The sequence below is a fragment of the Frateuria edaphi genome (assembly GCF_021117405.1).
Taxonomy (GTDB): domain Bacteria; phylum Pseudomonadota; class Gammaproteobacteria; order Xanthomonadales; family Rhodanobacteraceae; genus Frateuria_A; species Frateuria_A edaphi.
This window is the reverse complement of sequence record NZ_CP088251.1, coordinates 868116-886517: the sequence shown is the minus strand read 5'-3', so window position 1 is coordinate 886517 and position 18402 is coordinate 868116. Positions and strand designations below refer to the sequence as shown.

General features: G+C 66.1%; 26 protein-coding genes. 5 read left to right on the top strand and 21 right to left on the bottom strand.

Translation table 11 applies throughout. From position 1 onward, the window contains the following. Window positions 1–29 precede the first annotated feature (29 nt). A complete protein-coding gene (locus LQ772_RS04090; RefSeq protein WP_231324193.1) occupies window positions 30–1124 on the bottom strand; it encodes a mechanosensitive ion channel family protein in 1095 nt (364 codons plus the stop codon). Window positions 1125–1294: 170 nt separating this feature from the next. Here LQ772_RS04090 and LQ772_RS04085 point away from each other — a divergent pair, with 170 nt between their 5' ends. Then, a complete protein-coding gene (locus tag LQ772_RS04085; RefSeq protein ID WP_231324192.1) occupies window positions 1295–1984 on the top strand; it encodes a Dph6-related ATP pyrophosphatase in 690 nt (229 codons plus the stop codon). Continuing rightward, on the top strand, window positions 1968–2477 hold the full coding sequence (locus LQ772_RS04080) for a mismatch-specific DNA-glycosylase (protein WP_231324190.1): 510 nt from the start codon (window positions 1968–1970) through the stop codon (window positions 2475–2477). Before LQ772_RS04085 ends, LQ772_RS04080 begins: the two co-directional genes overlap by 17 nt. A gap of 46 nt (window positions 2478–2523) precedes the next feature. Here LQ772_RS04080 and LQ772_RS04075 read toward each other — a convergent pair whose 3' ends face one another. Both LQ772_RS04075 and LQ772_RS04070 read right to left on the bottom strand, forming a co-directional pair. Beyond that, window positions 2524–3807, bottom strand: coding sequence for a cytochrome c (locus tag LQ772_RS04075; protein ID WP_231324188.1), 1284 nt, complete (start codon window positions 3805–3807; stop codon window positions 2524–2526). After that, the gene (locus LQ772_RS04070; RefSeq protein ID WP_231324186.1) at window positions 3804–4535 is read right to left on the bottom strand and encodes a c-type cytochrome; all 732 of its coding nucleotides are present in this window, start codon (window positions 4533–4535) and stop codon (window positions 3804–3806) included. The genes LQ772_RS04075 and LQ772_RS04070 overlap by 4 nt, the downstream gene beginning before the upstream one ends. Window positions 4536–4714: 179 nt before the next feature. Between LQ772_RS04070 and LQ772_RS04065 the strand changes: the two genes are divergently transcribed. The 3 genes from LQ772_RS04065 (at window position 4715) to lepB (ending at window position 7210) form a co-directional block, all read left to right on the top strand. After that, window positions 4715–6262 (top strand): amidase, encoded by a 1548-nt coding sequence (locus tag LQ772_RS04065; RefSeq protein ID WP_425600834.1) that lies wholly within the window; start codon window positions 4715–4717, stop codon window positions 6260–6262. A 68-nt stretch (window positions 6263–6330) separates the two neighbouring features. Next, window positions 6331–6477 carry a GDCCVxC domain-containing (seleno)protein gene (locus LQ772_RS04060; RefSeq protein WP_486606324.1) on the top strand — a complete coding sequence of 49 codons (147 nt, stop codon included), beginning with the start codon at window positions 6331–6333 and terminating at the stop codon, window positions 6475–6477. Between the two features lie 58 nt (window positions 6478–6535). Beyond that, window positions 6536–7210, top strand: a complete 675-nt coding sequence (lepB, locus tag LQ772_RS04055; protein ID WP_231324182.1) for a signal peptidase I — start codon at window positions 6536–6538, stop codon at window positions 7208–7210. A gap of 194 nt (window positions 7211–7404) precedes the next feature. Here lepB and LQ772_RS04050 read toward each other — a convergent pair whose 3' ends face one another. The 18 genes from LQ772_RS04050 to rplN form a co-directional block, all read right to left on the bottom strand. After that, window positions 7405–8778, bottom strand: a complete 1374-nt coding sequence (locus tag LQ772_RS04050; RefSeq protein ID WP_231324180.1) for a class II 3-deoxy-7-phosphoheptulonate synthase — start codon at window positions 8776–8778, stop codon at window positions 7405–7407. 12 nt (window positions 8779–8790) lie between these two features. Continuing rightward, window positions 8791–9291, bottom strand: a complete 501-nt coding sequence (locus LQ772_RS04045) for a disulfide bond formation protein B (protein ID WP_231324178.1) — start codon at window positions 9289–9291, stop codon at window positions 8791–8793. A gap of 144 nt (window positions 9292–9435) precedes the next feature. Next, window positions 9436–9822: a 50S ribosomal protein L17 gene (rplQ, locus tag LQ772_RS04040; protein ID WP_231324176.1), complete on the bottom strand. Its 387-nt coding sequence runs from the start codon at window positions 9820–9822 to the stop codon at window positions 9436–9438. A 277-nt stretch (window positions 9823–10099) separates the two neighbouring features. Then, window positions 10100–11098, bottom strand: coding sequence for a DNA-directed RNA polymerase subunit alpha (locus tag LQ772_RS04035; RefSeq protein ID WP_091340547.1), 999 nt, complete (start codon window positions 11096–11098; stop codon window positions 10100–10102). A 15-nt stretch (window positions 11099–11113) separates the two neighbouring features. After that, on the bottom strand, window positions 11114–11740 hold the full coding sequence (rpsD, locus tag LQ772_RS04030) for a 30S ribosomal protein S4 (RefSeq protein WP_231324174.1): 627 nt from the start codon (window positions 11738–11740) through the stop codon (window positions 11114–11116). Window positions 11741–11750: 10 nt separating this feature from the next. Next, the gene (gene rpsK / locus LQ772_RS04025; protein WP_007513384.1) at window positions 11751–12137 is read right to left on the bottom strand and encodes a 30S ribosomal protein S11; all 387 of its coding nucleotides are present in this window, start codon (window positions 12135–12137) and stop codon (window positions 11751–11753) included. A 12-nt stretch (window positions 12138–12149) separates the two neighbouring features. Beyond that, on the bottom strand, window positions 12150–12506 hold the full coding sequence (gene rpsM / locus LQ772_RS04020) for a 30S ribosomal protein S13 (protein WP_231324173.1): 357 nt from the start codon (window positions 12504–12506) through the stop codon (window positions 12150–12152). Between the two features lie 132 nt (window positions 12507–12638). Further along, the gene (secY, locus tag LQ772_RS04015; protein WP_231324172.1) at window positions 12639–13964 is read right to left on the bottom strand and encodes a preprotein translocase subunit SecY; all 1326 of its coding nucleotides are present in this window, start codon (window positions 13962–13964) and stop codon (window positions 12639–12641) included. A gap of 4 nt (window positions 13965–13968) precedes the next feature. Beyond that, window positions 13969–14406 (bottom strand): 50S ribosomal protein L15, encoded by a 438-nt coding sequence (gene rplO, locus LQ772_RS04010; RefSeq protein ID WP_175483825.1) that lies wholly within the window; start codon window positions 14404–14406, stop codon window positions 13969–13971. Continuing rightward, a complete protein-coding gene (rpmD, locus tag LQ772_RS04005; RefSeq protein WP_209619607.1) occupies window positions 14406–14603 on the bottom strand; it encodes a 50S ribosomal protein L30 in 198 nt (65 codons plus the stop codon). Before rpmD ends, rplO begins: the two co-directional genes overlap by 1 nt. Then, on the bottom strand, window positions 14596–15105 hold the full coding sequence (rpsE, locus tag LQ772_RS04000) for a 30S ribosomal protein S5 (RefSeq protein WP_209619603.1): 510 nt from the start codon (window positions 15103–15105) through the stop codon (window positions 14596–14598). The genes rpmD and rpsE overlap by 8 nt, the downstream gene beginning before the upstream one ends. Before the next feature lie 104 nt (window positions 15106–15209). Further along, a complete protein-coding gene (gene rplR / locus LQ772_RS03995; protein WP_231324171.1) occupies window positions 15210–15563 on the bottom strand; it encodes a 50S ribosomal protein L18 in 354 nt (117 codons plus the stop codon). Window positions 15564–15660: 97 nt separating this feature from the next. Next, entirely contained in the window at window positions 15661–16188 is a 528-nt protein-coding gene (rplF, locus tag LQ772_RS03990) for a 50S ribosomal protein L6 (RefSeq protein WP_231324170.1), read from the bottom strand. Between the two features lie 9 nt (window positions 16189–16197). Continuing rightward, complete coding sequence (gene rpsH / locus LQ772_RS03985; RefSeq protein WP_231324169.1) at window positions 16198–16593, bottom strand: 30S ribosomal protein S8; 396 nt, start codon at window positions 16591–16593, stop codon at window positions 16198–16200. Between the two features lie 210 nt (window positions 16594–16803). Further along, entirely contained in the window at window positions 16804–17109 is a 306-nt protein-coding gene (rpsN, locus tag LQ772_RS03980; RefSeq protein WP_231324168.1) for a 30S ribosomal protein S14, read from the bottom strand. A 31-nt stretch (window positions 17110–17140) separates the two neighbouring features. Further along, on the bottom strand, window positions 17141–17680 hold the full coding sequence (gene rplE / locus LQ772_RS03975; RefSeq protein ID WP_091340520.1) for a 50S ribosomal protein L5: 540 nt from the start codon (window positions 17678–17680) through the stop codon (window positions 17141–17143). Window positions 17681–17692: 12 nt separating this feature from the next. Continuing rightward, window positions 17693–18007 carry a 50S ribosomal protein L24 gene (gene rplX, locus LQ772_RS03970; protein ID WP_231324167.1) on the bottom strand — a complete coding sequence of 105 codons (315 nt, stop codon included), beginning with the start codon at window positions 18005–18007 and terminating at the stop codon, window positions 17693–17695. Between the two features lie 15 nt (window positions 18008–18022). Continuing rightward, on the bottom strand, window positions 18023–18391 hold the full coding sequence (gene rplN, locus LQ772_RS03965) for a 50S ribosomal protein L14 (RefSeq protein WP_231324166.1): 369 nt from the start codon (window positions 18389–18391) through the stop codon (window positions 18023–18025). Between the last annotated feature and the right edge of the window lie 11 nt (window positions 18392–18402).

Sequence of the window (18402 nt, the reverse complement as noted above, 5' to 3'; positions counted from 1 at the left end):
CCACGGGGCGGCGGTGGGCTCTAGCCCACCTACGGATGTTCTCGTGGCCGGTCGACCACTCCCGGCGGTTCTCCTACCTCCGCGCGCATCCGCGGCAGGCTGTCCGGATAGTGCTGCTGGACGAACGCGATCATCCCCTCGCGCACATGGCAGCGCAGATCGAAATTGCTGCCCGAGTCGGCCGAACTGGCGAGGATGCGTAGCTGCAGCGTGCGATCGGTAGTGTCGGTCACCTGCAGCACGCAGACGCGCCCATCCCACTGCGTCGCTTCCTTGCACAAGCGCCTGACCTCCTCGCGCAGCGGTTCCAGCGGCACGCGGTAGTCCAGCCACAGGTAAACGGTGCCGATCAGCTGCGAACTGGTGCGCGTCCAGTTCTGGAAAGGGTTTTCGATAAACCAGTTCAGCGGCACCACCAGCCGCCGCTCGTCCCAGATGCGCACCACCACGTAGGTGCCGGTGATCTCCTCGATGCGGCCCCACTCGCCTTCGATGATCACCACGTCGTCCAGCCGGATCGGCTGGGTGATGGCGATCTGCAGGCCGGCGATCAGGTTGCTCAGCACGGGCTTGGCGGCCAGGCCTACGGCCAGCCCCGCCAAGCCCGCCGAGGCCAGCAGGCTGGCGCCGATCTGGCGCACGCCGGGGATCATCATCAGGCAGGCGGCCAGGCCGATGAGGATCAGCAACACCGAGCCCGTGCGTCCCAGTACGCGCGCCTGGGTAAGCACCCGCCGCGCGCGCAGGTTGTTCTCGGTGTTGACCGGAAAGCGCCGGCAGAAGAAGAACTCGACCGCGTTGATGCAGCGCACGCCCAGCCAGGTGGCCACCGCGATCAGGGCGATCACCAGGATCTGTTCGGCGGTTCCGGCCACGCGCAACTGATCCGCTTCCGGTCGCGTATGCAACGCCACCACGAGCACCAGCAAAGGAACCAGCCAACCCATCGGCGAACGCGCCTGCCTGAGCATTTCGCGCGCCATCGGATGGCCCTCGCTGAAGCGCCACAGCAACGCACGCACCAGCCGGTGGACGACGATCGCAACCAGCAAGGCCACGACTACCGTCACGCCCAGGCGGACCCAGGGCTGGTGGTTCCATATCTCCAGCAGGTTTTCCGTCATCCCCCAACCCTGCCCGTCCGCGCGTCCACGCCGCGTGGGCAGGTCATAGGCGGAACGTTCAGACGGCCAGCCTGACACCGTAGTTGTGGACATCACTAACCCGCTTTTCGCTCACCGGCAGCATGAGCCGAAGTCCACCTGCGGAGTTCGGCGTGCCGTAGAGTAGGACGATGACTGCGACTCCCATTCTTCTCGCATGGAGCGGCGGCAAGGACTGCCTGATGGCCCTTGAGCGGCTGCGCGCCGATCCGCAGTGGCAGGTCGCCGCGCTGTTGACGACCGTCAATCGCACCTACGGGCGCATCGCCATGCACGGCGTGCGCCGCGACATCCTGCTCGCGCAGGCCGATGCGCTGGGCCTGCCGCTGCTGGAAGTGGAGATGGACTGGCCCGGCAGCAACGAGGCCTACGAAGCGGCGCACGAACACGCGCTCGCCGAGGCGCGCATGCGCTGGCCAGGCATTCGCCACTGCGCCTTCGGTGACCTGTTCCTGCAGGACGTGCGCGACTACCGCGTGCGCCAGCTCGGGCGCGCCGAGTGGCGAGCGGTGTTTCCGATCTGGGGCGAGGATACCGAGGCGCTGTCGCGCCGCTTCGTGGGCCAAGGGCATCGCGCGCTGCTTTGCTGCGTGGATACGCACCAGCTGGCGGCGGAGTATTGCGGCCGCCCCTACGACGGCGCCCTGCTCGACAGCCTGCCCGCTGGCGTCGATCCCTGCGGCGAGCGCGGCGAATTCCACACGCTGAGCTACGGCGGCCCGCTCTTCACGCGCGACCTGCGCCTGCGCCGCGGCGAGTCGGTGTTGCGTGACGAGCGTTTCCAGTTCACCGATTTCATGCTCGATGAAGCTACCGGCTGAGCAGCACGTACTGCCCGACCTGCTGCGTCCGGGCCTTGCGCTGGTGTTCTGCGGCACCGCGGCCGGCGAGCGCTCGGCGCGCGAGGGCGCGTACTACGCGCACCCGGGCAATCTGTTCTGGCGCGCGCTGTTCGAGGCCGGCATCACGCCGCGTCGCCTCCGACCGACCGAGTACCCGCAATTGCTGGACCTGGGCATCGGCCTCACCGACCTTGCCAAGCGTCACAGCGGCAACGATGCCGATCTGCCGCGCGATGCGTTCGACGTCCCCGCGCTGCTCGCCAAGATCGAACGCTTCCAACCGCGGCTGCTCGCCTTTACCAGCAAGACCGCCGCGCGCGCGGCGCTTGGCCGGCCGATCGGGGATTGTGGATTGCAACCCGAGCGGATCGGACAAACCCGCGTGGTTGCCCTGCCCTCGCCTTCGGGCCAGGCGCGCAGGCACTGGGACCTCGAGCCCTGGCGCGCACTGGCAAGACTGGCCGCCGGATAGCGTGCAGCCCGCGCGGCGGCCGCCCTACGACAGCCCCGCCGGCTTGTTATTCGACAGGCGTGTGTCGATACGCGGCGACGTCACGCTCCATCACCGGAGCGGCATTGTTGTCCCAGGCGTGGCGGATGTAGCTGACTACCGAGGCCACGTCGCCGTCGCTCAGTCGCTGGGCGAACGGGGGCATCGAGTAGGGACGCGGGTGGGCGGCGGTGGTGGGTGAGAAACCACCGAGCAGCACGATGCGGATGGCATTGATGCCGGTCGGTTCGGTCACCGAGGTGTTGCCGGCCAGCGGCGGGTACACGCCCGCCACGCCCCGGCCGTCCTTGCCATGGCAACTGGCGCACTGTCGGCCATACACATCGGCGCCGCGGTCGAGCAGCGCGGTGGCGTCGACCTGGCTGCCCTTGTTGGCGGGCGCGGGACGCGGCGGCAGCGACTGCAGGTAAACCGCGATGGCGCGCAGGTCCTCTTCATGCATGTGCTGCGTGCTCTGCATGACCACGTCGGCCATCGGACCGAAGGCTGCTCCCTTGCGCGACTGCCCGGTCCTGAGCAAGGTCACGATGTCGTCCGTACCCCAGCCTTCAAGACCACCGTGGGCATGGGTACTCAGATCCGGGGCGTACCAGTTCTGCGCGGGAATCTGCCCGCCGGTGAGCGTCTCGTTGCTGGGCAGGCCGCCGAGGTTGTCGCGCGCGACGTGGCACTCGTTGCAGTGGCCCAGGCCCTGCACCAGGTAGGCGCCGCGATTCCATTCGGCCGACTGCTTCGGGTCTGGCACGAATTCGCCGGGGCGGAAATAGAGCGTGCGCCAGGTGGTCAGGCCCGCCCGCAGGTCGTAGGGAAAACGCAGCGATGGCGCGGCCGTATGGTTGCGTACCGGCGGCAGGGTCCTGAGGTAGGCGAACAGGGCGAACGCGTCCTCGCGGCTCACCCGCGTGTAGGAGGTGTAAGGGAAGGCCGGATAAAGCGCGTGGCCGTCCCTCCCGATGCCTTCGTGCAGCGCGCGCCAGAACGCGTCGAACGACCACTGCCCCAGTCCCGTGGCATCGTCGGGCGTGAGGTTGGGTGCGGGAACGTCGCCGAACGGGGTGGGCAGCGCGCGCCCGCCGGCGTATGGCTTGCCGCCTTGGGCGGTGTGGCAAGCCGCGCAGTCGCCGACCGTCGCGAGGTACGCGCCGCGGGCGATCAACGCAGGTTCCTGCAACCTGGCCGCAGTGGTCTGCGAGGGCGGCAAGGCGGCGTGGTGGCGCGCGGACAACCACCAGGCCAGGACGGCTACGGCCAGCACCAGCAAGGCGAAAAACGCACGCAACAGCCACTTCATCGCTTCGCATCCTTCGTGCCCAGGACACCGCAGGCCAATGGAGGCTTCACTGATCCGGCCGGCTGGGCATGGGTGTCGGCGGGCACCTCATGGCTGGCCAGCCAGGCCGATACCGCGGTGATGTCCGCCTCGCTCAGGCGGCTGGCGATGGCCGCCATGCAATCGGGGGCCACCATCGCGCGGGTGTGGGTGCGCCACGCGCCCAATTGGGCGCTGATGTAGTCGTAGGGGAGGCCGACCAGCCCGGGAATATCCGGTTCCACGCCGGTCAGGCGCTCGCCGTGGCAGGCGGCACAGGCCGGCACCTTGCGCGCCGGATCGCCCTGGGTCGCCAACACCTGGCCGCGCTCGAGGATCGCATCGGTGACGCGCGGCAGCGGCGAGGGCTGGTAGGGCACCTGTTGCGCGGCGAAGTAGACGGCGATCTCGTGCATGTATTCGGGCGTCAGTCCGCGCACCGTGTATTCCATCGGCGCGTACTTGCGCAGGCCATCCTGGAAATTGCGGATCTGCCGCGCCAGGTAGCCAGCCGGCTTGCCGGCCAGGCGCGGGAAGAAGCCGCTCTCGGGCGTACCTTCGCCATGTTCGCCATGACAGGCGGTGCAGGCGGCGATGCGCTGCTTGAGGGTATCGGGCACGGTCGGGGCATCGGCGGCCCGGGCGACGGTGGCGAACAGCGCGACAACCAGGATGGCCGGCGCCAGGCACACGGAGGAAAGCAGGCTCATGCGTCGGATTATAGGTAGCGTCTGATGCGCGACCGGCGCGCGGGAAGGATATGCTGCGTCAGCGCGACACCATGCCGCACCGTCATGCGCCATTGCACACCGACCCACCGGAGGCCGCCGTGAAACCCTCGCCCGCCCGCCTTGCCCCGCTCATCGCCCTATTGCTCGCCGCCCCGGCGATGGCGGCCCAACCGGCCCAACCGCTGGCCTTCGCCTCGATCGACCAATTGCAACAGCAGATGGACGCCGGCACGCTCGACAGCCGTACGCTGGCGCGGCAGTTCCTCGACCGCATCGCGCAGCTCGACCAGGCCGGGCCCACGCTGCGGTCGGTGATCGAAACCAATCCGGACGCGCTCAAGCTTGCCGCGGCGCTGGATGCCGGGCGCGCCAAGGCCAAGCGCGGGCCGCTGTACGGCGTGCCGGTGCTGCTCAAGGACAACATCGACACCGGCGATCGCATGCTCACGACCGCCGGCTCGCTGGCGCTCACCGACGCTCCGGCGCCCCGCGACGCGGGACTGGTCGAGCGGCTGCGCAAGGCCGGCGCGCTGGTGCTGGGCAAGACCAACCTGAGCGAGTGGGCCAACTTCCGTTCCAACCACGCCAGCAGCGGCTGGAGCGGTCGCGGCGGGCAGACGAAGAACCCCTACGTGCTCGATCGCAACCCATGCGGTTCCAGCGCCGGTTCCGGCGCGGCGGTGGCGGCGGGCCTGGTGACCGTGGCGATCGGCACCGAGACGGACGGCTCGATCATCTGTCCGGCCGCCAGCAACGGCATCGTCGGCATCAAGCCGACGCTGGGCCTGGTCAGCCGCAGCGGCATCGTGCCGATCGCGCACAGCCAGGACACCGCCGGCCCGATGGCGCGCAGCGTGGCCGACGCCGCGGCGCTGCTGAGCGTGATCGCGGGCAGCGATCCGCGCGATCCGGCCACGGCCGAGGCCGACAAGCACGCCACCGACTACACCCGCTTCCTCGACCCCAACGGCCTCAAGGGCAAGCGCATCGGCGTGGTGCGCCAGCTCGCCGGCGCCGAGCCCAATGCCGATCGCGTGCTCGAGCAGGCGATCGCGCTGATGAAGGCACAGGGCGCGGTCATCGTGGACCCGGTAACCGTGCCCCACCTGGCGGATCTGGGGGGACCGGAAATGACCGTGCTGCTGTACGAGTTCAAGCACGACATCAACGCCTATCTCGCCACGCGACCGAACCTCAAGGTGAAGACGCTGGCCGACCTGATCGCGTTCGACAAGGCGCATGCCGAACAGGAGATGCCCTGGTTCGACCAGGAACTGTTCGAACAAGCGCAGGGCAAGGGTCCGCTGACCGATAAGAACTACACCGATGCGCTGGCCAAGGCGAAACGGCTGGCCGGGCCCGAGGGCATCGACGCGGCGCTGACCAAGGATCACCTGGACGCCCTGCTCGCACCGTCCTGGGGACCGGCCTTCGTCACCGACCCGGTGCTCGGCGACCACATCGTCAGCGGCGATCCGACCGTGGGTGGCGCGTCGCAGCCCGCGGCGGTGGCGGGCTATCCATCCATCACCGTGCCAGCGGGATTCGCGCACGACCTGCCGATCGGCATCGTGTTGTTCGGCGCCAGGTGGAGCGAGCCCACGCTGATCTCGATCGCCTACGGCTTCGAGCAGCATGCCCGGGCCTGGCAGCCGCCGCGCTTCCTGGATACGGTGGGCGGCAAGTCGGTGGCGGGCTCGCCCTGAGCGCCGTGCAGCCGCGCCTGCGAAGCACGTTGACCTGCCCGCGTTGTGGGCATCGGTCGGTGGAAACCATGCCGACCGACGCCTGCCTGTTCTTCCACGACTGCCCCGGCTGCGGTGCCTTGCTCAAGCCGAAGCCCGGCGACTGCTGCGTGTTCTGCTCCTGGGGCGACGTGCCGTGCCCGCCGGTCCAGGCCCAAAAGGGATGTTGCCGCTAAGGGAACCGCCCGGCCCGGTGGTGGTCTGACACCGGCCTCCCTGGCAAAGGACATGGCCATGCACGCCCTCTCGCGCTTCCTGCTGCGCAACCGCGGCTTCTTCTTTTTCCTGCTCGGCATGCTGATGTTCCGCAGCGCGCTGGCCGACTGGAACACCGTTCCCACCGGTTCGATGCAACCGACCATCCGCATCGGCGACCGCATCGTGGTCGACCGGATGGCCTACGACCTGCGGCTGCCGTTCACCCATGTCTCCCTGCTGCACCGGGCGGACCCGCGGCGCGGAGACATCGTGATCATCGACTCCGCCGCGACCGGCGAGCGGCTGGTCAAGCGCGTGATCGGCCTGCCGGGCGATACCGTCGCGCTGCGCGGCAACGTGCTCTACGTCAACGGGCACGCAGCACGTTACCAGCCCGCCCGCGTGGCAGGCATCACGGCGGACCGGGCGCTACCGGCCAGCTATGCGGTGGAATCGCTGGACGGACCCGGCCATCTCGTCCGGCTGTCGCGCTACCTGCCGAGCCCCGCCAGCAACTACGGCCCCGTCACCGTGACGGCGGGGCATTACCTTGCCATGGGCGACAACCGCGACGACAGCTATGACTCGCGGTTCTTCGGTTTCGTGCCGCGCGGGGAGATCGTCGGTCGGGCGCGTTTCGTGGCCTTGTCGCTCGATCCGGCGAGGCACGGCCTGCCCCGGGCGGATCGGTGGGGATTGACGCTGCACTAGCGCGACAGTCGCTGTAGACGTGAGCGAGCTGGTCGGCCGTCCGCAGCCTGCCGAGGCTCCTCGTAGGCGCCCGGGCAAGAGCGGGCTTTCCCTTTTGCTTTTCCCTTTATTGAACGAAAGGACCTCAACGCCCTTCGGTCAACCCCCTTTCCTCCATGGGCGGGATGACTGGGCAATCATGCGACAGGCCGGCATCAGCCGCCGGCACCCTCGGACTTGCGCACGATAAGCATGGCCAGCTCCAGCGACTGCTCGTAATTGAGCCTTGGATCGACCATCGACTTGTACGCGCGCTTGAGATCCGACTCGGACAGGTCGCGCGCGCCGCCCATGCATTCGGTGACATCCTCACCGGTCAGTTCCAGATGCACACCGCCCAGCCGCGTGCCGGACGCCGCATGGATGTCGAATGCCTGGTCAAGCTCGCCACGGATATTGTCGAAGCGGCGAGTCTTGTAGCCGTTGGAAGTGCTTTCGGTATTGCCGTGCATCGGATCGGCCACCCACAGCACACGCCGCCCCTCGCGCCTGACCGCCTCCAGCAGCGGCGGCAGCGCACGGGCGATGCCGGCGTTGCCCATGCGATGGATCAGGGTCAACCGTCCGGGTTCGTCGTGCGGGTTGAGCGCGTCGATCAGCGGTAGCAACTGATCGGCGGTGACCGAAGGACCGACCTTCACCGCGACCGGGTTGCGGATACCGCGGAAGTACTCCACGTGCGCACCGTCCAGCGCAGCCGTGCGCATGCCGATCCAGGGGAAGTGCGTGGACAGGTTGAACCAGCCGGGATTGCGCGGCACCTCGCGGGTCAGTGCTTGCTCGTAGTGCAGCAGCAGCGCCTCGTGCGAGGTGAAAAAATCCACCCGCGAAAAGCTGGCAATGGGGCCGGCGAGGGTTTCCATGAAGCGCAGCGAGTCGCCGATGGCGGCGACCATGCGCCGGTAGTCGGCGGCCAGCGGTGAATGCTCGACCCAGGCCAGATCCCAGTATTCGGGATGATGCAGGTCGGCAAAGCCGCCGTCGATCAGGGCACGCACGAAGTTCATGGTCAACGCGGAGTGCGCATGGGCCTGGATCAATCGCTGCGGATCGGCGCGGCGCGCCTCGGCGGTGAAGGCCGGACCGTTGACCACGTCGCCGCGAAAACTGGGGAGCGTCACGCCGTCGCGCGTCTCCGTGTCGGCCGAACGCGGCTTGGCGTACTGGCCTGCGAACCGGCCAACGCGCAGCACGGGTTTCTTCAGCCCATGCACGAGCACCAGGCTCATCTGCAACAAGACCTTGAGCCGGTTGGAAATCACCGGACTGGTGCAGTCTGCGAAACTCTCGGCGCAGTCGCCGCCTTGCAGCAGGAACCGCTCGCCGTCTTGCGCTTCGGCCAAGGCCTGCTTGAGCGCAAGCACTTCCCAGGAAGTCACCAGGGGCGGCAGCGCGGCCAGTTGCGTCGTGGCCCGCGCCAGTTCCGCCGCATCCAGGTATTGCGGCTGCTGCAATGCCACGCGTCGCTGCCACGATGCCGGTGTCCAGTCTGCGGGCAGTTCGGCCAATCGGTTCGGTCGGTTGTTCACGAGGATGTCCGGTCAGCTATTGCGGCGACGCGCGGTGGCGACGAGTGCGAGGATCGCCAACAGCACGAACCACAGCAGGGTCCAGGCGGGCATCGGCAGTCCGAGAACAGGCTCGACCTTGGCGCATTCGCCCGAGCCGGTAAACACCATGCGCAGCACCTGCGCGAACGGGAAGGCGTCGAACATGTAATCGAGCGGTGGCCCGCACGAAGGCACCTGGTCGGCCGGCAGCGACTGGATCCACAAATGCCGACCCGCCACGGCGATGCCCCACAAGGCCCCCGTCAACACACCGGCGGTGTACATCCAACGCAGCCCCCGCCGCGGCGCGTGCAGTGCGCCGATCAGGAAGAAAACTGCCATCACCAGGAAGCCGATGCGCTGGAAGATGCACAGCGGGCAGGGGACAAGCCCCCACGCGTACTCGGTGTACAGCGCAAAGCCGAGCAGGGCCGCGCAGACGACGAAGCCCAAGAGGAAGCTGATGCGGTACGACCAGTGCAGAGGGTTCATGGCGGATTGTTGCGTTGCGGAAAGTCGACATTACCCGCTTGCCGGGGCGCTGTCAGCAAGCGGTCCCGAAAAACAAAAAACCCCGGCAGGTTGCCCGGCCAGGGTTTCGTGTTTGGACGTCTGGACGCCCGAATATCAGGAGGCTTACTCGGCCTCGGCCGCCGTGGCGTTCTGCGGGCGGTCGACCAGCTCCACGTAGGCCATCGGGGCATTGTCGCCCGGGCGGAAGCCGCACTTGAGAATGCGCAGGTAGCCGCCGGGACGCTCGCGGTAGCGCGGGCCCAGTTCGACGAACAGCTTGCCCACGGCTTCCTTGTCGCGCAGGCGCGAGAAGGCGAGGCGGCGGTTGGCGACGCCATCGGCCTTGGCCAGCGTGATCAGCGGCTCGGCGACGCGGCGCAGTTCCTTGGCCTTGGGCAGGGTGGTGCGAATCAGCTCATGCTTGATCAGCGAGGCGGCCATGTTCTTGAACATGGCTTCGCGGTGCGAGCTGGTGCGATTGAGCTTGCGGCCCGATTTCTGGTGGCGCATGGTGAGAACTCTCTTCAGTCTGTTGTTATGAAAAACCGGCGGTTGTGTCCGGCTTTCCGCGGTTGCCCGCTGTTCCGAGCCCTTTGAGAACAGGCTCTCGTGAGAAGTGCGACCATGAATGGCCGTCTATTGCTCTGGCGATCGCAAGGACCGCTTGGGACCAAGCAGGTCCCACAACGGGCGGTCAAAACGACCGCTCAACAAGGACTGGCACGAACCGGTCGGAACCCGCCAGCTTGAAACGCCGGCGGCGATCTCGCGATCGCCGCCGCAAACATCAACCCAGCTGCATGCCGTGCGAAAGGCCCGGCGGCGGCCAGTTTTCCAACTTCATGCCGAGAGCCAGACCGCGCGAACCGAGCACGTCCTTGATCTCGGTGAGCGACTTCTTGCCCAGGTTGGGAGTCTTGAGAAGCTCGACTTCGGTCTTCTGCACCAGGTCGCCGATGTAGTAGATGCTCTCGGCCTTGAGGCAGTTGGCCGAACGCACGGTCAGCTCCAGGTCGTCGATCGGGCGCAGCAGCAGCGGGTCGAAACCGCCCTTCTCCGCCTTGTCCGAAGCGCTCTCGCGACGCGAGAAATCGCCGAACACCGACAGCTGGTCGTTGAGGATCTCGGCGGCCTTGCGGACCGCGTCTTCCGCACCGATGGTGCCGTTGGTCTCGATGTCGAGCACCAGTTTGTCGAGGTTGGTGCGCTGTTCCACGCGCGCCGCGTCGACCTCATAGGCCACACGCAGCACCGGAGCGAAGGAGGCATCGAGCTGCAGGCGGCCGATCGGACGCGCTTCGTCGTCCGGATGCTGGCGCGCGCTGGCCGGCTGGTAGCCGACGCCGCGACGCACCTTCAGGCGCATGTTGAGCGCGATGTCCTTGGTCAGGTGGCAGATCACGTGTTCGGGATTGACGATTTCCACGGTATGGTCGACGACGATGTCGCCGGCCGTGACCACGCCTTTGCCCTTCTTCGACAGGGTCAGGGTGACCTCGTCGCCGGAGTGCTGACGGATGGCCACGTCCTTGAGGTTGAGCAGGACTTCGATCACGTCCTCCTGCAGACCTTCAAGGGTGGTGTACTCGTGCAGCACGCCATCGATCTCCACTTCGATGATGGCGCTGCCCGGGATCGACGAGAGCAGCACGCGGCGCAGCGCGTTGCCCAGGGTGTGGCCGAAGCCACGCTCGAGCGGCTCCACCACCACCTTGGCGCGGTTGGCTCCGAGCTGCTCGACGCTGAGGCCACGAGGCCGCAGCACACTAGTTGACGAAACTGCCATGCAGGGCTCCGGTAATTACTTCGAATACAGCTCGACGATCAGCGCTTCGTTGATGTCCGACGGCAGATCGCCGCGGTCGGGCATCGACTTGAAGGTGCCAGTGAACTTCTTGGCATCGACTTCGAGCCAGATCGGACGCAGGTCCATGGTGTCGAACACGGTCGCCGCTTCCTGCACGCGCAGCTGGCTGCGGGCGCGCTCGGTCAGTGCAACCTCGTCGCCAGGCTTGACCTGGTACGAAGGGATGTTGACCTTCTTGCCGTTGACCAGCACTGCCTTGTGGGCGACGAGCTGGCGGGCCTGGGCGCGGGTCACCGCGAAGCCCATGCGGTAGACGACGTTGTCCAGACGGCTCTCGAGCAGGCGCAGCAGATTCTCACCGGTGTTGCCCTTGAGGGTCGACGCCTTGGTGTAGTAGTTGCTGAACTGGCGCTCGAGCACGCCATAGATGCGCTTGACCTTCTGCTTCTCGCGCAGCTGGACGGCGTAGTCGGACATGCGCATGCGCTTGTTGGCGCCATGCTGGCCGGGCTTGTTTTCAAGCTTGCACTTGGAGTCCAGCGCACGCGCCGGGCTCTTCAGGCTGAGATCCGCACCCTCGCGGCGGGCGAGCTTGCAGGTAGCTCCACGATAACGGGCCATGGGTTACTCCTTAGACTCGACGCTTCTTGGGGGGACGGCAGCCGTTATGCGGGATCGGCGTGACATCGATGATGTTCAGGACCTTGTAACCCAGCGCGTTCAGCGAACGCACGGCCGACTCGCGGCCCGGGCCGGGGCCCTTGATTCGGACTTCCACGGTCTTCACGCCGTAATCGCCGGCCGCGCGGCCAGCCTTCTCGGCAGCGACCTGGGCAGCGAACGGGGTGGACTTGCGCGAACCGCGGAAACCCGCGCCGCCGGCAGTCGCCCACGACAGCGCGTTGCCCTGGCGGTCGGTGATGGTGACGATGGTGTTGTTGAAGGAGGCCTGCACGTGGGCCACGGCATCCGTGACAACGCGCTTGATCTTCTTCTTGGTCTTGACAGGCTTGGCCATAATTGGAATCCGTTACTTCTTGATCGCGCGACGCGGACCCTTGCGGGTGCGTGCATTGGTACGCGTGCGCTGACCGCGCACCGGCAGGCCGCGACGGTGGCGCAGGCCACGATAGGTGCCCAGGTCCATCAGGCGCTTGATGGCGATACCCACCTCACGGCGGAGGTCGCCCTCGACAACGTACTTGCCGATTTCGTGGCGGAGCTTCTCCACCTCGCCCTCGCTGAGGGACTTGATCGGCGTGGTCGGAACCACCCCGGCATCCGCACAGACCTTCTTGGCCCGGCTGCGGCCGATGCCGTAGATGCTCTGCAGGCCAACCCAGACATGCTTCTGGACCGGCAAATTGACACCCGCGATGCGCGCCATGATGTACTTTCTCCGATGCGTTTCTTGCGCGGTAAACGCGCAATTTTAACCTGAATTACCCTAACAGGAAAGCCCTGCGGCGCTGTGCCGCCCGCCTTCCGACGTGACCCGCCTCCACCGCCCCAGCAGCCACTAGCTGCGGCGGAGGTTGGCCTTCTTGAGCAGACTTTCGTACTGATGGCTGACCAGATGCGCCTGCACCTGGGCGGTAAAATCCATGACCACCACCACGATGATCAGCAGCGATGTGCCGCCGAAATAGAACGGAACGTGCCAGTAGTTCTGCATGAACGTGGGCACCAGGCACACCAGCACCAGGTAGATCGCACCCACGCCCGTCAGCCTGGTCATCACGCCGTCGATGTACTCGCCGGTGGCCCGGCCCGGACGGATACCCGGGATCAGTGCACCCGACCGCTTGAGGTTGTCGGCCGTTTCCTGCGAGTTGAAGACGATCGCCGTATAGAAGAAGGCGAACACGATCACCAGTACCGCGTAGACGATCTCGTACAGCGGCTGGCCCGGAGCGATCGCCTGGGTCAGGCTCTGCAGCCAGCGCGACTGGTGACCGGCACCGAACCAGCTCACCGCGGTCGCCGGAAACATCAGCAGACTCGAGGCGAAGATCGGCGGGATCACGCCCGACATGTTGATCTTCAGCGGCAGGTGCGAGGTCTGGTTCATGTACGCCCGCTGCCCACCGGACCGCCTTGCGTAATTCACGGTGATGCGCCGCTGGGCGCGCTCCATGAACACCACGAAGGCAGTTACCGCCAGCACCAGACCCACCACCATGATCAGGCGCAGCACCGACAACTCGCCATTGCTGGCCATGCCCAGGGTGCTGGACACCGCGCCGGGGAGACCCGCCACGATGCCGGCGAAGATCAGCAGCGAAATCCCGTTGCCGATACCGCGCTCGGTGATCTGCTCGCCCAGCCACATCAGGAACATCGAACCGGCCGTGAGACCGACGACCGACGCCAGGATGAAGCCGAAACCGGGGGTATAGACCACCGGCGCACCGCCCGCAGCCGTCTGGGACTGCAGCGCCGCGGCGATACCGAATGCCTGGAACGCGGACAGACCCACCGTACCGAAGCGCGTGTACATGGTCATCGTGCGACGACCCGCCTCGCCCTCTTTGCGCAGCGCCTGAAGGCTCGGTACCACCGAACCCATCATCTGCACCACGATCGACGCGGAGATGTACGGCACCACGCCTAGCGCGAACACCGAGAAGCGCTGGAGCGACCCGCCGGAGAACATGTTGAACATGTTCAGCAGGCCACCGCCGCCCTGGATCAGGCGCGTCATGGCTTCCGGATTGACGCCCGGCACCGGAATGAACGAGCCGAGACGAAAGACGACCAGCGCACCGATCACGAAGAAGATGCGCTGGCGGAGTTCCGTCAGCTTGCCGAGCGCGCCGAGCGCATTGCCCTGGGCTTGCGCCACCGTCTTACTCCACGCTGCCGCCGGCAGCCTCGATGGCCGCCTTGGCGCCGGCCGTGGCGAGCACGCCGGAGAGCTTGACCGCGCGGCCGATTTCGCCCTTGGCGACGACCTTGATCTTCTTCGCCTTGCTGTCGACCAGACCCGCCTGGTGCAGCGCGATCGGGTCGATCACGTCCGCCTTCAGGTTGGCAAGCTGGTACAGGAACACCTCCTGGCTCTCGGCCTTCTTCTTCGAGCGGAAGCCGACCTTGGGCAGGCGACGCTGCAGCGGCATCTGGCCGCCTTCGAAGCCGAACTTGTGGGTGCCGCCGGCGCGGGCGTGCTGACCCTTGTGGCCGCGGCCGGCAGTCTTGCCCAGGCCCGAACCGATACCGCGACCGACGCGCAGGCGCGTCTTGCGCGCACCGGCAGCCGGCTTGATGTCGTTGAGACGCATGATGATTACTCCTCGACCCGGACCAGGTAATAGACCGTGTTGATCAGGCCACGCACCTGCGGGCTGTCCTTCAGTTCACGGACATCATTGAGCTTGTTCAGACCCAGCGCCTTGACGCTGAGACGGTGACGCCCCTGCACGCCGCGCAGGCCCTTGACCAGGCGCACGCGCACGGTGGCGGCGGTGTCGTTGTTCTTAGCCATTGCCCATCACCTCTTCCACGGTCTTGCCACGCTTGGCGGCGATGCGCTTCGGCGAGGCGATCGCCTGCAGGCCCTTGATGGTGGCGCGCACCAGATTGATCGGGTTGCGCGAACCGACCGCCTTGGCCAGCACGTTCTTGACGCCGACCACTTCCAGCACGGCACGCATGGCGCCGCCCGCGATCACGCCGGTACCCTCGGCAGCCGGCTGCATGAACACGCGAGCCGCGCCGTGGTTGGCCTTGATGGCGTACCACAGGGTGCCGTTGTTCAGGTCGATGCTCACCATGTTGCGGCGGGCACGGTCCATCGCCTTGGAGATGGCAACCGGCACTTCACGCGCCTTGCCATAGCCGAAACCGACCTTGCCTTCGCCGTCGCCGACCACGGTCAGCGCAGTGAAGCTCATCTGGCGGCCACCCTTGACGGTCTTGGCCACGCGGTTGACGGCAATCAGCTTCTCGAGCAGGCCGTCCGAATTTTCGCGATCGTTCGAAGACATTTCTCTATTCCGTGTGCCCGGACCATCCGGGACTTTTGCTTGCGGCTTGGCCGCTTGTTGTTGTGTGTGGCGCTACGGGACCAGGAGCAATCGCTCCCGGTTCCTCAGAATTTCAGGCCCGCTTCGCGCGCCGCATCGGCCAGGGCCTGGATGCGACCGTGATAACGGAAGCCGGAGCGGTCAAAGGCGACCGACTCGATACCCGCGGCGAGCGCACGCTCGGCCACGGCCTTGCCCACCGCCGCGGCGGCGGTCAGGTTCTTGGTGCCCTTCAGCCCCTCGGCCACCGACTTCTGCACGGTGGAGGCAGCCGCCACGACCTTTTCGCCGGAGGCGTCGAACACCTGGGCGTAAAGATGCTGACCGGTGCGATGGACCGACAGGCGGGCCACGGCGAGCTTGCGGATGTGGGCGCGCGTGGACTTGGCGCGACGCAGGCGGGATTCGTTCTTGTTCATCTGTCTGTTCCTCGAAAGCGGATCGGCGGTAGTTACGCAGTGCTCTTGTGAGTAGTGCGGCCATGGATGGCCGCTCCCACACGCAGGGAAAGCGTACTCAAGCCTTCTTGGCTTCCTTCAGGGTGATCTTCTCGCCGGCATAGCGCACGCCCTTGCCCTTGTAGGGTTCCGGCGGACGGAAGCCACGGATCTTGGCGGCAACTTCGCCGACGCGCTGCTTGTCCGTACCCTTGATCAGGATCTCGGTCTGCGTCGGGGTCTCGAGCGTGATGCCTTCAGGCGCGTTGAACACCACCGGGTGCGAAAAGCCCAGGCTGAGGTTCAGCGCCTTGCCGGCCATCGAGGCGCGATAGCCCACGCCGACCAGCTCGAGCTTGCGCTCGTAGCCGTCGGACACGCCCTTGACCATGTTGGCCAGCAAGGCGCGCGCGGTACCGCCGAACTTGTCGTCGGCGCCGTCGGCGAGCGTGATGTTGGCGACGCCGTCATTGACGGCCACCGACACGCCCGGCAGGACATGAATCGACAGCGTGCCCTTCGGGCCCTTGACGGAAATGCCGCTGGCGTCGGACTTAAGTTCCACGCCCTTGGGCAGATTGATCGGTTGTTTGGCAACGCGGGACATGGAAACTCCTTACGCCACTTGGCCGATGACTTCGCCGCCCAGACCCTTGGCGCGGGCCTGTGCATCGGTCATCAGACCGGCGGAAGTCGAAATGATCGAGATACCCATGCCGCCGAGCACCTTCGGCAGCTCGTCCTTGCCGCGATACACGCGCAGGCCGGAGCGGGAAACACGGGAGATGGCCTCGATGGCCGGGCGGCCTTCGAAATACTTGAGCTTGATCTCGAGCACCGGCTTGCCTTCCTGGGCGGAAGACTTGGCGTCGAGGATGTAGCCCTCGTTCTTGAGGAGGTTGGCGATCGCCAACTTCAGCTTCGACGACGGCATGCTTACGGCCTGCTTGCCCGAAAGCTGGGCATTGCGGATGCGCGTAAACAGATCGGCGATGGGATCAGTCATGCTCATGAAAACATCCTTCAGAGTGCACCGATATCCGATAAAACCGGAAATCAATCAGATTGTGAGCTGGCAAAAAGCAGCCAGCCTGCGTTGCGCAGACCGACGACTATAGCAGCTATTTCCACTTTTAGCGAACGTCGGCGCGATTTATGCACCGGGCAGCCGCGACGGCTGCCTGCGGAGCGGCGAGCGCAAGGACGCCCGCCGCCTGGAGACTTACCAGCTGGCCTTGCGCAGGCCGGGCACGTCGCCGCGCATGGTCGCTTCGCGCAGCTTGTTGCGGCCCAGGCCGAACTTGCGGTACACGCCGCGCGGGCGACCGGACAGCTCGCAACGGTTGCGCTGGCGCACCGGGCTGGCGTCGCGCGGCAGCTTCTGCAGCTTGGACTGCGCGTCCATCTTCTCGTCGTACGAGGCGTTCGGGTTCACCACGATCGCCTTCAGTTCGGCGCGCTTGGCGGCGTACTTCTTGACGAGCTTGGTCCGCTTGATGTCGCGGTTGACCATCGAGGTCTTTGCCATTGCGTTTCTCTCGCTCTTAAGTTCGGCGCGATCAGTTGCGGAACGGGAAGCTGAAGGCTTCCAGCAGCGCCTTGGCTTCTTCGTCGGTCTTGGCGGTGGTGGTGATGGAAATATCCATGCCACGCATCGCGTCGATCGCGTCGAAGTCGATTTCCGGGAAGATGATCTGTTCCTTGATGCCGAAGTTGTAGTTGCCACGGCCATCGAAGGCGCGACCGGACACACCGCGGAAGTCGCGGGTACGCGGCAGCGAGATGTTGATCAGGCGATCCAGGAATTCCCACATGTTGGCGCGACGCAAGGTGACCTTGCAGCCGATCGGCCAGCCGTCGCGGATCTTGAACGAGGCCACGGAAACGCGCGCCTTGGTCGTGATCGGCTTCTGACCGGCGATCTTCGTCATGTCGGCCACGGCGTTCTCAAGAATCTTCTTGTTGCCGGCAGCCTCGCCCACACCCATGTTCAGGGTGATCTTGGTGATGCGCGGAACCTGCATCACGTTCTCGTAGCCGAACCGCTCGGTGAGCTTCGGAACGACCTGTTCTTTGTAAAAACTTTCAAGGCGCGTCATGACATTTGTTCCTTACACGTCCAGCTGTTCGCCATTGGAGCGGAACACGCGTACCTTGCGCCCATCCTCGAGCGTCTTGGCACTCACGCGCTCACCCTTGCCCGTGGCGGGGTTGAACGGCTGCACATTGGAGATGTGGATCGAAGCCTCGCGCTCGACGATGCCGCCAGCCTGGTTGGCCTGCGGGTTCGGCTTCGTGTGGCGCTTGACGATGTTCGCGTTGGACACGAACACGCGGTCACCATCCACGCGCAGCACGTCACCGCGCTGACCCTTGTTCTTGCCGGCGATCACGAGGACCTGATCACCCTTGCGGATACGGTTCATGGTTCTTATCTCCGCTCAAAGCACTTCGGGCGCGAGGGAGACGATCTTCATGAACTTCTCGCCGCGCAGCTCACGCGTGACCGGCCCGAAGATGCGGGTGCCGATCGGCTCGAGCTTGTTGTTGAGGAGCACCGCTGCATTGCCGTCGAAACGGATCAGCGAGCCATCGGCGCGGCGCACGCCCTTGGCGGTACGCACCACCACGGCGTTGTAGACCTCGCCCTTCTTTACCTTGCCGCGCGGAATCGCATCCTTCACGGTGACCTTGATCACGTCACCGATCGCGGCGTAGCGACGGTGGGAACCGCCGAGCACCTTGATGCACATCAGTTCCTTGGCGCCGCTGTTGTCGGCCGCGGAAAGCGTGCTCTGCATCTGGATCATGTCTGCACCCT

What these genes read in the sequence shown, in the direction of transcription:
- LQ772_RS04090 (WP_231324193.1), bottom strand. Translation starts at nt 1,124, where the DNA reads ATGACGGAAAACCTGCTGGAGATATGGAACCACCAGCCCTGGGTCCGC.
- LQ772_RS04085 (WP_231324192.1), top strand. Translation starts at nt 1,295, where the DNA reads ATGACTGCGACTCCCATTCTTCTCGCATGGAGCGGCGGCAAGGACTGC.
- LQ772_RS04080 (WP_231324190.1), top strand. Translation starts at nt 1,968, where the DNA reads ATGAAGCTACCGGCTGAGCAGCACGTACTGCCCGACCTGCTGCGTCCG.
- LQ772_RS04075 (WP_231324188.1), bottom strand. Translation starts at nt 3,807, where the DNA reads ATGAAGTGGCTGTTGCGTGCGTTTTTCGCCTTGCTGGTGCTGGCCGTA.
- LQ772_RS04070 (WP_231324186.1), bottom strand. Translation starts at nt 4,535, where the DNA reads ATGAGCCTGCTTTCCTCCGTGTGCCTGGCGCCGGCCATCCTGGTTGTC.
- LQ772_RS04065 (WP_425600834.1), top strand. Translation starts at nt 4,715, where the DNA reads ATGGCGGCCCAACCGGCCCAACCGCTGGCCTTCGCCTCGATCGACCAA.
- LQ772_RS04060 (WP_486606324.1), top strand. Translation starts at nt 6,331, where the DNA reads ATGCCGACCGACGCCTGCCTGTTCTTCCACGACTGCCCCGGCTGCGGT.
- lepB (WP_231324182.1), top strand. Translation starts at nt 6,536, where the DNA reads ATGCACGCCCTCTCGCGCTTCCTGCTGCGCAACCGCGGCTTCTTCTTT.
- LQ772_RS04045 (WP_231324178.1), bottom strand. Translation starts at nt 9,291, where the DNA reads ATGAACCCTCTGCACTGGTCGTACCGCATCAGCTTCCTCTTGGGCTTC.
- rplQ (WP_231324176.1), bottom strand. Translation starts at nt 9,822, where the DNA reads ATGCGCCACCAGAAATCGGGCCGCAAGCTCAATCGCACCAGCTCGCAC.
- LQ772_RS04035 (WP_091340547.1), bottom strand. Translation starts at nt 11,098, where the DNA reads ATGGCAGTTTCGTCAACTAGTGTGCTGCGGCCTCGTGGCCTCAGCGTC.
- rpsD (WP_231324174.1), bottom strand. Translation starts at nt 11,740, where the DNA reads ATGGCCCGTTATCGTGGAGCTACCTGCAAGCTCGCCCGCCGCGAGGGT.
- rpsK (WP_007513384.1), bottom strand. Translation starts at nt 12,137, where the DNA reads ATGGCCAAGCCTGTCAAGACCAAGAAGAAGATCAAGCGCGTTGTCACG.
- rpsM (WP_231324173.1), bottom strand. Translation starts at nt 12,506, where the DNA reads ATGGCGCGCATCGCGGGTGTCAATTTGCCGGTCCAGAAGCATGTCTGG.
- rpmD (WP_209619607.1), bottom strand. Translation starts at nt 14,603, where the DNA reads ATGGCTAAGAACAACGACACCGCCGCCACCGTGCGCGTGCGCCTGGTC.
- rpsE (WP_209619603.1), bottom strand. Translation starts at nt 15,105, where the DNA reads ATGTCTTCGAACGATCGCGAAAATTCGGACGGCCTGCTCGAGAAGCTG.
- rplR (WP_231324171.1), bottom strand. Translation starts at nt 15,563, where the DNA reads ATGAACAAGAACGAATCCCGCCTGCGTCGCGCCAAGTCCACGCGCGCC.
- rplF (WP_231324170.1), bottom strand. Translation starts at nt 16,188, where the DNA reads ATGTCCCGCGTTGCCAAACAACCGATCAATCTGCCCAAGGGCGTGGAA.
- rpsH (WP_231324169.1), bottom strand. Translation starts at nt 16,593, where the DNA reads ATGAGCATGACTGATCCCATCGCCGATCTGTTTACGCGCATCCGCAAT.
- rpsN (WP_231324168.1), bottom strand. Translation starts at nt 17,109, where the DNA reads ATGGCAAAGACCTCGATGGTCAACCGCGACATCAAGCGGACCAAGCTC.
- rplE (WP_091340520.1), bottom strand. Translation starts at nt 17,680, where the DNA reads ATGACGCGCCTTGAAAGTTTTTACAAAGAACAGGTCGTTCCGAAGCTC.
- rplX (WP_231324167.1), bottom strand. Translation starts at nt 18,007, where the DNA reads ATGAACCGTATCCGCAAGGGTGATCAGGTCCTCGTGATCGCCGGCAAG.
- rplN (WP_231324166.1), bottom strand. Translation starts at nt 18,391, where the DNA reads ATGATCCAGATGCAGAGCACGCTTTCCGCGGCCGACAACAGCGGCGCC.